Raw genomic sequence first — 12,248 nt, 5'->3', positions numbered from 1 at the left:
AAAAAAGCTTCTTGCATTAGAACTGGCTTCCAAAAGCAAAGTACTAATAGATACTATAACTTTATTTGTAAACAAGATTTCTACCCAATACGAAAATACTACTAAAGAACAAACCTCAAACGCTTAAATAAAGTCTATTATAATAATATGGATGAACATAAAAGTAATAGCAATAGACGGCCCGGCTTCCAGTGGAAAGTCAAGCTTATCACGGGCGCTTTCCAAGATTTTAGGATACGTTTATTTCAACACTGGGCTTGTTTATAGGGCTATTGGTTTTTTAAAAGCTAAAAACGTAGATTTTTTTGAAGCCATAGAGAAAAATGCTTTAGTATTTGAGCTTTTAGTAGGAGAAACCAAAGTAATTTTTGAAAAAGAAGATATAACACAGGAGCTTACAAAAGAATACGTAGGAGCTTTGGCTTCTGAGGTTGCAAAAGAACCTAGTTTAAGAGAAAAAGTCATAGTTTTTCAAAGGTCTTTGGTGAAAGATAACGCTGTAGTAGAAGGAAGAGACGTCGGCACTCACATATTTAAAGATGCAAATATAAAGTTTTTCATAGATGCGGATCCAAAAGAAAGAGCTTTGAGAAGGTATTTAGAAGAAGGTGGGTCTTACGATGATATTTTAAATAAAATCCTAAAACGAGATGAAACCGATAAAAATAGAAAAGACTATCCTTTTAAACCAGCAGAAGATGCGATAAAAATAGACACCACTTGTATGACAAAAGAAGAGGTAATAAACCTTTGCATGGAATATATTAAAAAGGTTTTATGAAAGAACATATTGCCCTTCTTATAACCGGTGCTAGCGGAAGCGTATACGCTTTGAGGATTTTTGAGCTTTTAAAAGAAAGATACGACCTACATTTAGTAATGTCAAAAACCGCAAAATACGTTATGAGCTATGAAACAGGCGTTGGAGAAGAGTTTTTTAAAAAAGAAGCGAAAGTTTACGATTATTCAGATTTTGCAGCACCTATATCAAGCGGGTCTTTTCTTTGCAAATTTAAAGGGGTGCTGGTTGTCCCTTGCTCAATGGGAACCTTGGGAGCTGTGGCAAGCGGCGTGGCTCAAAATCTCATACATAGAGTATGCGATACAGCCCTAAAAGAGAGAGTACCTCTTGTAATGCTTGTAAGAGAAATGCCTTATAATTCTATTCACCTTGAAAACATGCTAAAGCTAACAAACGCCGGTGCCATTGTAATGAGTGCAAGTCCTGGTTTTTATCACAAGCCAAAAACTTTAGAAGAAAGCATAGATTTTGTGGTAGGTAAAGTGCTTGATGTACTGAGAATAGAACACAACATCTATAAGAGGTGGAAATCCTAATGAGAATAGTATTTTGTGGCACATCCTCTTTTGCGGTGCCTTCTTTGGAGCTTTTAGCAAAAGATTTCGAAGTATCACTTGTAATCACCCAACCAGACAAACCAGCTGGTAGAGGTCAAAAGTTAACACCATCTGCCGTAAAACAAAAAGCCTTGGAGCTAAATTTAAAAATCTCACAGCCAGAAAAAATCTCTTTTTTAAAAGAAGAGCTTTTAAATCTAAAACCAGATATTATGATAGTGGTATCTTACGGTCAGATAATACCAAAATCCATGCTTGAAATACCTAGGTTTAAATCCTTAAACCTCCACGGGTCAATACTGCCAAAGTATAGAGGCGCTGCCCCCATTCAAAGGGCTTTGATGCAAGGAGAAAAAGAAACAGGAAATACGGTAATCCTCATGTCTTCTAAGATGGATGAAGGAGATATCCTTTCTATGGAAAAAACGCTTATAGAAGAAGAAGATAACTACGAAACGCTTTCTAACAAACTATCAATCTCTGGTGCAAAGCTTTTAAAAGATACAATCTTAAACTGGGTAGAAGGTAACATCACACCAACGCCCCAAAACCACCAAGAAGCCACATACGCTATGCCTATTTTAAAAGAAGAACTAAGGATATGCTTTAAAACAAGCGCTTTTAGCATACACAACAAAATAAGAGGCTTATATCCAAACGCATACGGAGTTTCAAACAACCACAATATCAAAATCCTAAAAACAAAGATATTAGAAAAAGATCTAGGCTTAAAACCAGGAGAGCTATTACAAGAAGGGAAATCCCTTTTTGTGGGAACAGGAGATTATCCTTTGGAGATTTTAGAGATTATGTCTTTAAAGGGTAAAAGAGTATCTGGTAAAGAGTTTGCAATGGGCTATCTAAACCAAATAAAGCAATTTTATTAAAATGGTCTTTGAGCTTTTTAAAGAAAATGTAGAACTGTTTAATTTTATAAACCACCATCACGATAAGTTTTTTGATAGATTTTTTTATACGTATGCATCCCTTGGCTCTGGTTGGGTATTGTTGCCTTTTTTAGCTTACATATACACCTTTAGAAAGTATAAGTTAAAAGTTTATCTTGTGGCTCTTATTATAGAGACAATCCTTGTAGTGAGTTTGAAAAACATCTTTGATGAGCCAAGACCAGCTACGCTTTTAAAAAACGTTCATCTTTTATACAAGCTATATTGGGGCTCTTTTCCATCTGGAGACACTGCAATGGCTTTTGTGATAGCAATGGTGGGTTCTTACAACGAAAAGCCCATTGTTAAAATATTGTTTTTTTCTTACGCTTTTTTAATAACGTATGAAAGGTCTTACGTAGGGGTGCATTTTCCCCTTGATACCATAACAGGAGCTTTGATAGGTGTTTTTAGCTTTTATGTGGCGAAGGCTTTGGTGGATAGTTCTTTTAAAAGCTCTATGTAAGTGGGGTTTGTTTGTAAAGTGGGTACTCTCACGAAGTGCTCTATGCCAAGGTCTTTAGCCATATTTTTGTAAAGGTAATCCATCTCGTAAAGAGTTTCAGAATGCTCTGACACAAAGCTTATTGGTACAAGACATAGTTTTTTTACACCTTGCTTTGCCAAGTTTTCTATGGTTTTATCGGTGGCAGGTTCTAGCCATTTCACAGGTCCAACTTTGCTTTGATAAGATATCATATGTTTGTTTTTAAAGTTTTTCATGATAAGCTCTACAGATTTCTCTATTTGGTCTTTGTATGGGTCTCCTTTGTCTATTATTTTCTGAGGTAAACTGTGGGCTGAGAACAATATAAAATATTCATCGTCTATATGTGAATTTTTAATATTTTCTGTCCAAGCTTTTATAAAAAGCGGATGATCGTGATAATCTCTTACCTCTTTTACAGGTATATCTTTTAAGCTTGATTTTTTAAAAAGCCTATAAAACTCTTTAAAAGAAGAGCCAGTGGTGGTAGAACTATAATGTGGATAAAGAGGCAAAAGTACTATTTTAGAAGGTTTTACCTTTTCTAAATTTTCTATAGCCTCAGAGGTAAAAGGATGCCAGTATCTTAAAGCTATCTCCACTACAAAATCGTTTTTTAAAGCTTCTTGAAGGGCTTTTGCTTGTAAAATAGTTTGCTCTTTTTGAGGGGATTTTCCGCCCATTATCTTATAGTAATAAGCTGTTTTTTTGGCTCTAAAAGTGGATATAAAAAAAGCCACAGGTTTTTGGATGAGCCTTGGAATTTGAATGATATCGTGGTCTGAAAAAAGGTTGTATAAGAAAGGGCGAATGGCGGACATAGAGTCTGGTCCGCCCATGTTTAAAAGTACTACAGCAGTCTTTGACATTTAAAAAAATTTATACTTCTTTTCTTAGTTTTAAAGCCATCTCCATCATGTTTTTTAAAGCGGGTTTTACCTCTTCCCATCTTCTGGTTTTAAGACCGCAATCGGGATTTACCCATAAAAGCGATTTATCTAAAACCTTCATAGCTCTTTTCATAACTATCTCCATCTCTTCAACGCTTGGAATAGCCGGTGAGTGGATATCGTAAACTCCTATTCCTATTTGCCTGTCCCATTTACCAAACTTCTCAAAAGCCTCCAGGATTTCACCTTTACTTCTAGAGGCTTCTATGGATATCACGTCAAAGTCCATATCGTAAATCTTGTCTATAATGTCGTTAAACTCAGAGTAGCACATATGGGTGTGTATTTGAGTGTTTGGATTGGCGTTTGAGCAAAGTCTAAAAGCTTTTATAGCCCAGTCAAAGTATTCTTCCCAGTCCTTTTTCTTTATGGGTACTCCTTCTCTAAATGCTGGTTCATCTATTTGTATTATTTTTATACCGCTTTTCTCTAGGTCTTTTACTTCATCCAATATAGCCAAAGCTATTTGATAAGCCACCTCTTTTTTAGGTATATCTTCTCTGTAAAAGCTCCAATTTAGTATGGTAACGGGACCTGTAAGCATACCTTTTACAGGTTTTTGGGTTTTTGACTGAGCATAGAGAATCTCCTTTAGAGTCATCGGCTCGTCTCTATAAACATCACCATATATAATAGGTGGCCTATAACCCCTAGACCCGTAGGAGATAATCCAGCCGTGCTCTGTGGTGGCAACACCTTTTAGCTTTTCTGCAAAAAACTCCACCATATCAGTTCTTTCAAATTCACCGTGCACCAACACATCAAGCCCGATTTCTTCTTGGAAGGATATGACGTTGTCTATTTGTTTTTCAATAAAAGCTTCATACTCTTCTTTTGATATCTTACCAGATCTAAAAGCGCTTCTTGTCTTACGCACCTCTTCGGTTTGAGGGAAAGACCCTATGGTGGTAGTTGGGAAAATAGGCAATTTTAGTATGCTTTGCTGAAGCTTTATGCGTTCTTTGTAAGGAAGAGTCCTTTCAAAATCGCTATCTTTAAGAGCTTTTATACGGTCTATTACCGCTTGGTTTTTACCAAAAGCCGTTCCAAACAACTCTTTTGAAGCCTCTACGTCTTTTAAACTTTCTTTATCCCCTAAGAAGGCGTTTTTGAGGGTTTTTAGTTCTTCTAGTTTTTGCTTGGCAAAGCTAAGCCTTTTTTTCAAATCCGGGTCTAACTTTGTTTCATGCTCTACGTTCACTGGAAGATGGAAAAGTGGAGAAGAGTTTGAAATAGACAAAGAGGGTGCAATTTTAGAAAGCTCTTCTATTAGCTTTAGCTTTTCTTCTAAGTTCGCTCTCCAGACTTGACGTCCGTTTATCACACCAGCTATTAGCTCTTTGTCCTTTGGAAAGCCGTATTTTCTTAGGTTTTCAAGATTTTCAGAGTTTGAGCACAAATCAAGCCCTATTCTTTTTACAGGAAGATCTACAATATCCTTGTAAGCGCTGACGCTGTCGTAGTAGGTTATTAACTCTATATCTGATACTTGACTTAACTCTTCGTATATTTTTTTGACAGCTTTTACTTCATAATCTTTTAAATCAAACACCAAAGCTGGATCTTGTAGAGAAACTATACTTGCACCTTCTGTTTTTAAGTTTTTAAGAATATCTTTATACACTTCCAAAAGAGGTTCTAAGAAATAATAAAGGGTTTTTTCATCCTCTATCTTTGAGCTTTCCAAAACGCTAAAACCATCTTTTGTAGTTTTCTTATAAGTTTTTGATAGTTTTAAAAATGTAAAAGGCGCTATCAAATAAGGCTTTGGGTTTTGGATATTCTGCTTTGCATTTATATAGCATCTTTTGGGTTTGTTTTCTAAAAGCCTAAAATTGTTTGATTCTAGTTCTGGGACTATGTAATGGTAGTTTGTATTGAAATATTTTGTCATCTCCATCGCAGATTTACCACGAGCCATTTCAAAATAGGTTTCAAGCCCTTTGTATTCTCCAAAACGAGATGGTATCATCCCCACCATCACAGCGGTATCTAACATAAAATCATAAAAAGACAATTCTCCCACAGGTATTTCATCTACGTTTTCTGAGTAAGCTTTTATCCTTTGGGCTTCTATGCTTCTCATCCCTTCGTAAAATTGGTCTTCTGTCGTAGCTTTTTTCCAAAAGTTTTCCAACACATTTTTAAACTCTCTTTTCTCACCTAGCTTTGGATAACCATACGCAAGTGCTTTCATAAAACCTCCTAAGCAAATTAAATAATTTATTATACCATATCAAAGATTTTCCAACACCCTTTTGGCTTGTTCGTATTCTTCTTTTGTAATCTCGCCTTTTAGATATTTATCGTTTAGGGCTTTTAACGTAGTGCTCTTATGACTTCCAAACAATTTTCCCATTATTCCCAAAATCCCAAAAACAAGTATCACCAAAGACAAAAGCCACAATATCATCACAAGCATAATTTTATTATATACAAACTTTAAGCACCTATTAAGTGTTATAATAAAACTATGGATACAAAAGATGCCAAAAAGTTGATAAGCTTGGCAAGGGAAAGCATCGAAACGGAGTTTGAAAACAAAGAGCCCTTCGTAGAAGAAGAGATAAAAACTAAGTTTTCAAACCCCCAAGGGGTATTTACCACACTAAATACATACAAAGACCATCAGCTTAGAGGATGTATAGGTTTTGTAGAAGCAAGATACCCGCTTTGGCTTGGAGTCATATACACAGCAAGGTTAGCGGCTTTTAAAGACCCAAGGTTTGAGCCTTTAAAAAAAGAAGAGCTTGACAACATAGTGATAGAGCTTAGCATTTTGAGTACACCAAAACGCATAATACCTGACCCAAAATACATATGCATAGGAAAGGATGGACTCATAGTAAAATACGGTAAAATATCAGGGCTTTTGCTTCCACAAGTTGCTACAGAATACAATATGAACTGGGAAACATTTTTACAACATACGTGTTTAAAGGCTGGTCTTCCAAGGGATTGTTATAAAAACCCCCAGGTAGAAGTCTACTCTTTTTCTGCTGAAGTTTACAAAGAGCTAAGTCCAGGTGGAGATGTAGTAAAAGAAGAATCTTTTTCATGCGGGACATAGAGAGTTTAAAAAAAGAACAAGTTGAATGCTCAAAAAAGATAATAAAAAAAGATAGTTTCAAGGATTTTAATACAATAGGTGGTATAGACCTAACATTTTTGAAAAAAGACAAAAAAACCATAGGCATAGGGGCTTTGGTAATTCTTGACAAAGATAAAAACAAAATCTATCAACATACTTACAAAGACTATGTGGATTTTCCTTACATACCTGGGTTTCTTAGCTATAGAGAGTTTCCTATTATGGAAAAGCTTGTAAATACTTCAAAGGTATCGCCAGACATTTACATGATAGATGGCAACGGCATGCTTCATCCAAGATTTTGCGGACTTGCCTCCTATTTTGGCGTAAAACTCGGTAAAACATCCTTTGGTGTAGCTAAAAAACTCCTTATAGGTGATATAGACAAAGACAACAACATAATATTAAACAACATCGTCATAGGAAAAGCCCTAAAAACAAAGAAAAACGTAAAACCAATCTACGTATCCATAGGCCATAAGATATCCCTTGAAAGCGCTGTAAATATAACCCTATACTTTTCAAAATATAGAATACCAGAACCTACAAGGTTAGCTCACAACCTTCTAAAAAATATAAGAAAAGAGGAAGAAGCTTGATTTTCAAAAATGCACTGTTTTTTTCCATTGCAGTTTTTATAAGTAGAATCCTTGGGTATATAAGAGATGCGGTTTTTGCTTACTACTTTGGTGTTTCTTATCTATCCGATGCTTTTTTTATAGCTTGGAGATTACCAAATACCTTAAGAAGGCTTTTAGGTGAAGGTGGATTAAACGCCTCATTCGTACCTATATATGGGGAGCTGTACAAGAAAGACGAAGAACTTTCCAACAGATTTTTTTCAGGAGTGTTTTGGTATTTAGCTTTTATAAACTTGGTTATAATAACGCTTACCATTTTGTTTGCCCCTTACGTAGTAAAGATAATAGCCCCGGGTATCACGAATCCTTTGGCGGTAGAAAAGGCTGCTTTCTTTATAAGGTTTTTAATAGTAAACCAAATGTTTTTTAGCATAAACGCCCTTTTGATGGGTGCTTTGAATGTAAAAGGTGTATTTTTTAGAAGCGCTTTCACGCAAGCTATATTCAATATAAGCATGATAATTTTCATAGTGGCGTTTGAGCATAGTTTTGGCATATTCTCAGCCGTAATAGGCGCTTTGGTGGGTGGGATATCCCAAGTTGTATTTTTATTCTTAAAAGCTGTGAAACTTAATATAAAGCTAAGCTTTTGTTTTAAATTGACTGAGCATATAAAAACGTTTTTTAAAAGACTGATACCAGCTTTGCTTGGGTTTGGAGTGGCTCAACTGTCTTTTTTTGTAGATACATTTTTAGCTTCTATGCTTGGGAAAGGTGTAATATCTTACATGTATTATGCCAACAGACTTTTTCAGCTTCCCATAGGACTTATGTCAGTAGGGCTTGCCAATGCGCTTTTATCATCTTTAAGCTTAGGTGAAGACAAGACGAAAAGGACATCAGAAGCTTTGGCATTGATAAGTATTTTTACAATACCAGCATCCTTTGGACTCTTCTCGCTATCAAAAGATATAATAAATTTACTCTATCATCATGGGCTTTTCAACGAAAAAGATGCTTTAAACACCGCCCACGTACTTGCCATATTATCTCTTGGTATTACGTTTTTCTCTTGGCAAAAGATACTATCAAGCGCTTTCTTTGCCAACAAAGATACGTTGTCTCCAAGTCTATCTACGTTTATAGGCGTTTTGGTAGAAGGTACATCTGGTTATACTTTCGCCTTTTTAATGCACCTTTCTTTTATTGGACTAGCTATGGGCACCGTGTTATCTGGTCTTAGTTCGTTTTTATTTTTAACGTGGCGTTCAAAGGGTGATTTTATAGATTTAAAAATGTTAATAAGCTCTTGCTTAAAAGCTCTTGTTGGGGCTTTTTTGATGTGTATTTTTATACTTTATTTCAAGAAGCTCGTGCCTTATCCTTGGCTAAGAATAGCCATATTTATACCAGCGGGGGCTTTGGTGTATTTGCTGTTTCTTTTTCTTTTAAGAGAGACGTTTGTTATCTCTATTTTCAAAAGCTTAAAAAAGAAAACCGTTATGTGATAAATTAATAATATGGAAAATGTATCTGTTTTAGCGGCTTTTTTAGCGGGTGTTATAAGCTTTTTGTCTCCTTGTGTGTTACCCATAGTCCCAGCTTACTTGTCTTATCTTTCTGGAAACAGCAGTGTAAAAGCTGATAAAAATTTTGATGTTGATATACTTTTGGCATCTATATTTTTTGTACTTGGTTTTACGGTAGTGTTTAGCATAATGGGGTTATCCGCATCTTTTATAGGTGGGCTTTTTAGAGATTACTCATCTTACGTTAGTAAAATAGGAGGGGCTTTCGTAGTGTTTTTTGGGCTTCATTTTTCTGGAATTTTGATTAAAAAAGATTTTCTTAAATACCTTGGAGCCTTTGAAGGATTTTTGTTTAGTTTTTATGCTTTTCATATGATAAACCTAAAAACTTTTGAAGAGTTATCGGCAGTAGTAAGTATAATCTTTGCCCTTTACATGCTAAACCTTCACAATATTTTGTATCAGCAGTTCAAACTCACCGATGATTCTAAGATAAGCATGAATCAAAGAAAAGGGTTTTTAAAATATGTCTTTGCTTTTACCGTGGGTCTTAGCTTTGCCTTTGGATGGACTCCCTGCATAGGACCGGTGCTTGGTTCTATATTATTTTACGCTTCACAAGAAAGCACCCTTTACAAAGGAGCTTACCTTCTTTTTATATACTCTATGGGGCTTGGAGTGCCATTCATCGTATCCGGGGCTTTGTTTGGAGCTTTTATAGGATTTTTAAAGCGCTTCAAAAGAGCTTTTGAACTGGTAGAAATTGCAGGTGGCATACTCCTTGTACTCATGGGAATATTCTTGGTGCTTGGAAAAATTACGATAATATCCTCTTTGATATAAAATCTATGTCATACTATACATCACATAAGGGTATCTTATATCAGACAAAAATAGGAAATATTGATATATAATATTTAGATGCTTGAAATTGTTACATTTCCAAACGAGATTTTAAAGCGTAAAACAAACCCCGTCAAAGCTGTTGATGCTGAGATAAAAGAGATAATAAATGAAATGAAGGATACCATGTATAAAAACGATGGTATAGGCTTGGCTGCCAACCAAGTAAACATACCTCTTAGCATAATGGTAATAGATACTACCTCAAGAGAAGACGAAGAAGAGAAATTCAAAGGCGTGCTTATAAATCCAACGGTCTTGACAAAAGAAGGCGATATAAAGTTTAAAGAAGGATGTCTTTCTTTCCCGGGTTTGCAAGTAGAAGTTGTAAGAGCCAAAGAAATCACTGTAAAAGCCATAAATGAGTACGAAGAAGAAGTAATATTACACTTTACTGGGCTTCCGGCAATAGTATTTCAGCATGAGTTTGACCATCTTAGCGGTATAACATTCTTGGATAGGTTAAGCGGTATAAAAAAACGTCTTGCCCTCGAAAAGTATCAGAAGATGCTAAAAGAAAAAGTAGGTGCATGAACGTTTATATAGAGAAGTTTTACAGCTTTGAAGTAGATTATAGAAATTACAGAGTCTTAGGATACGTAGATGTAAAATTAGAAAACGCTGTTAGGTTAAAGTATATAAAAGTTTTGCAAAACAAGTTAGACAACAGCGTCTTCTTGCAAATGCCAACCTGCAAAGACTCTAAGAAGCCTTTTTTTGAGCTTTTAGATTCAAATATAACAGAATATATAAAACAAAACGTATTAAAGATGTTGAGTGAGAGCCTATGAGAAAGTATATTACCAATACGCTGGCAGTACTTACAATAAGTTTGGTGTTATGGCTATCAGAAGCCGTATACGGTCTTTTTTATGATCACACCAAAGGTCCTATATTTTATGCAATCTTTGGCATCGTATCTATCGTTTTTGGATTTTCAATAATAAAGCTCCTTTACGATGAGTTGGTAGAGGTTGTAAAAGAACTACGCTCTGGCAAAGGCTTTTTTGATGTAATATACGATCTTCTATCATCTTTAAAGCTTGCATTCTTTTTAATGATTGCCATAGCCATATTTTCTATGCTTGGTTCCACATACATAGAACAAGAACAGCCCTTTAGCTTCTACGCTTCTAAATATGGAGTAAACGAAGCGCACCTTATAATGGCTCTTCATTTAAACAACGTATTCCACTCTTGGTATTATAGGATATTGCTTTATCTTTTTGGTATAAACCTAATACTTTGCTCAATAAAAAGGTTGCCACCGGTTTGGAAACATACTTTTGGAAGCGAGCGTATATTGAAGCTTGATGAAAAAGCAGAAAAACATTTAAAGCCTATAAACGCCAAATCTGAAAAAGACCCTATAGAAATAGCAAAATTTTTAAAATCAGAAGGTTTTAGGGTTTTTTACGAAGAAGAAAAAGACAAAAAATACATATATGCTGAAAAAGGGAAATGGTCAAGGCTTGGAGTCTACATAGTGCATATAGGGCTTATAATACTTCTCGCTGGGACACTTATAGATTCTTACTTTGGTATAAGAGGCATTATGCAGGTACCCGAAGGTGAAAAATCAAACCTGCTTATGAGTTTAGATTTGGCTTCCAACAAGGTTTACAAACTTCCGTTTTACGTGTATGAAAAAAGGTTTAAGATAATAACCTACGGCAAATCATCTCCAGAGTTTGCTTCTGCGGTAAAATCCTATGAGAGCTACATATATATAATAAAAGATAACAAGATAGTAAGCCAAGGATCTTTGGCGGTAAACAAACCTTACAACTACGATGGGTACAACATATATCAAGCGTCCTATGGACTTACAGGATTTCCCAAGGAGATGGAGCTTATCGCCATAGACAGAAAAAAAGCAGCCTCTGGTAATCCTCAACAGGCTTTGGCTGGTACCGTAAGGTTTGTAAATTCTAAATTTGCAATGTTCAACGGCATTAGTCTTGAGATTTTAAAAAGCACATTAAACATAGAAAACCCTCAAGCCGGGGCCAACGGCGATTTAAAACCGGCTGTCATGCTAAAGGCTAAGTACAACGGTAAAAGTTATTTGATTCCCGTTATATACAGCCCAAAACTAACGCTTTTAGCTTACAACGAGATACCGGGCACAAAAAATTTTCCATACGTATTTTTTATGGATAGCTTTGTACCCCAATATTTTTCAGGATTCCAAATATCAAAAAACCCAGGCACAGATATAATATGGCTTGGTTCTATTATCACGATACTAGGCATGATGCTAGCTTTTTATAAGGTAAATAGGAAAGTATGGATAAGGTTGCAAGGAAACGAGATGAAAATAGCTCTTTACTCTCATAAGTTTAAAGAAGAGTTTCAAAAAACCTTCCTACAAAAACTAAAAACTGTGATATAATAATAA

Annotated in this window: 14 protein-coding genes; 11 read left to right on the top strand and 3 right to left on the bottom strand. The window is 35.4% G+C overall.

The features are described 5' to 3' along the window. Nucleotides 1-151: 151 nt before the first annotated feature. The 4 genes from cmk to ACP5S8_RS02115 are packed head-to-tail and all read left to right on the top strand — an operon-like array spanning nucleotide 152 to nucleotide 2,772. The gene (gene cmk, locus ACP5S8_RS02130; RefSeq protein ID WP_461875508.1) at nucleotides 152-781 is read left to right on the top strand and encodes a (d)CMP kinase; all 630 of its coding nucleotides are present in this window, start codon (nucleotides 152-154) and stop codon (nucleotides 779-781) included. Further along, nucleotides 778-1,338 (top strand): UbiX family flavin prenyltransferase, encoded by a 561-nt coding sequence (locus tag ACP5S8_RS02125; protein WP_461871016.1) that lies wholly within the window; start codon nucleotides 778-780, stop codon nucleotides 1,336-1,338. Before cmk ends, ACP5S8_RS02125 begins: the two co-directional genes overlap by 4 nt. After that, entirely contained in the window at nucleotides 1,338-2,246 is a 909-nt protein-coding gene (gene fmt / locus ACP5S8_RS02120) for a methionyl-tRNA formyltransferase (RefSeq protein ID WP_461875507.1), read from the top strand. The genes ACP5S8_RS02125 and fmt overlap by 1 nt, the downstream gene beginning before the upstream one ends. Before the next feature lies 1 nt (nucleotide 2,247). Continuing rightward, on the top strand, nucleotides 2,248-2,772 hold the full coding sequence (locus ACP5S8_RS02115) for a phosphatase PAP2 family protein (RefSeq protein WP_461875506.1): 525 nt from the start codon (nucleotides 2,248-2,250) through the stop codon (nucleotides 2,770-2,772). Here ACP5S8_RS02115 and hemH read toward each other — a convergent pair. Genes hemH through ACP5S8_RS02100 form a run of 3 tightly spaced genes read right to left on the bottom strand, consistent with a single transcriptional unit; the run spans nucleotide 2,724 to nucleotide 6,165 of the window. After that, entirely contained in the window at nucleotides 2,724-3,662 is a 939-nt protein-coding gene (gene hemH, locus ACP5S8_RS02110; RefSeq protein ID WP_461875505.1) for a ferrochelatase, read from the bottom strand. The genes ACP5S8_RS02115 and hemH overlap by 49 nt on opposite strands. A 10-nt stretch (nucleotides 3,663-3,672) precedes the next feature. Next, nucleotides 3,673-5,940, bottom strand: a complete 2,268-nt coding sequence (gene metE, locus ACP5S8_RS02105; protein WP_461875504.1) for a 5-methyltetrahydropteroyltriglutamate--homocysteine S-methyltransferase — start codon at nucleotides 5,938-5,940, stop codon at nucleotides 3,673-3,675. 39 nt (nucleotides 5,941-5,979) lie between these two features. Continuing rightward, nucleotides 5,980-6,165, bottom strand: coding sequence for an SHOCT domain-containing protein (locus ACP5S8_RS02100; RefSeq protein WP_461871011.1), 186 nt, complete (start codon nucleotides 6,163-6,165; stop codon nucleotides 5,980-5,982). 51 nt (nucleotides 6,166-6,216) lie between these two features. Between ACP5S8_RS02100 and ACP5S8_RS02095 the strand changes: the two genes are divergently transcribed. The 7 genes from ACP5S8_RS02095 (at nucleotide 6,217) to resB (ending at nucleotide 12,242) form a co-directional block, all read left to right on the top strand. Next, nucleotides 6,217-6,813, top strand: coding sequence for a TIGR00296 family protein (locus ACP5S8_RS02095; protein WP_461871200.1), 597 nt, complete (start codon nucleotides 6,217-6,219; stop codon nucleotides 6,811-6,813). After that, the gene (locus tag ACP5S8_RS02090) at nucleotides 6,801-7,433 is read left to right on the top strand and encodes an endonuclease V (RefSeq protein WP_461871199.1); all 633 of its coding nucleotides are present in this window, start codon (nucleotides 6,801-6,803) and stop codon (nucleotides 7,431-7,433) included. The genes ACP5S8_RS02095 and ACP5S8_RS02090 overlap by 13 nt, the downstream gene beginning before the upstream one ends. Then, a complete protein-coding gene (gene murJ, locus ACP5S8_RS02085; RefSeq protein WP_461875503.1) occupies nucleotides 7,430-8,923 on the top strand; it encodes a murein biosynthesis integral membrane protein MurJ in 1,494 nt (497 codons plus the stop codon). The genes ACP5S8_RS02090 and murJ overlap by 4 nt, the downstream gene beginning before the upstream one ends. 12 nt (nucleotides 8,924-8,935) lie before the next feature. After that, nucleotides 8,936-9,787: a cytochrome c biogenesis CcdA family protein gene (locus tag ACP5S8_RS02080; RefSeq protein WP_461870474.1), complete on the top strand. Its 852-nt coding sequence runs from the start codon at nucleotides 8,936-8,938 to the stop codon at nucleotides 9,785-9,787. 78 nt (nucleotides 9,788-9,865) lie between these two features. Next, nucleotides 9,866-10,381 carry a peptide deformylase gene (gene def / locus ACP5S8_RS02075; RefSeq protein ID WP_461870473.1) on the top strand — a complete coding sequence of 172 codons (516 nt, stop codon included), beginning with the start codon at nucleotides 9,866-9,868 and terminating at the stop codon, nucleotides 10,379-10,381. Then, nucleotides 10,378-10,638, top strand: coding sequence for a hypothetical protein (locus ACP5S8_RS02070; RefSeq protein WP_461870472.1), 261 nt, complete (start codon nucleotides 10,378-10,380; stop codon nucleotides 10,636-10,638). The genes def and ACP5S8_RS02070 overlap by 4 nt, the downstream gene beginning before the upstream one ends. Further along, complete coding sequence (resB, locus tag ACP5S8_RS02065; RefSeq protein ID WP_461875502.1) at nucleotides 10,635-12,242, top strand: cytochrome c biogenesis protein ResB; 1,608 nt, start codon at nucleotides 10,635-10,637, stop codon at nucleotides 12,240-12,242. Before ACP5S8_RS02070 ends, resB begins: the two co-directional genes overlap by 4 nt. Nucleotides 12,243-12,248 lie beyond the last annotated feature (6 nt).

It is taken from the genome of Hydrogenobaculum sp. (assembly GCF_049967395.1).
In the GTDB taxonomy this organism is placed as follows: domain Bacteria; phylum Aquificota; class Aquificia; order Aquificales; family Aquificaceae; genus Hydrogenobaculum.
The sequence above is the reverse complement of the archived record's forward strand: the minus strand, read 5'-3'. Positions and strand labels throughout refer to the sequence as shown.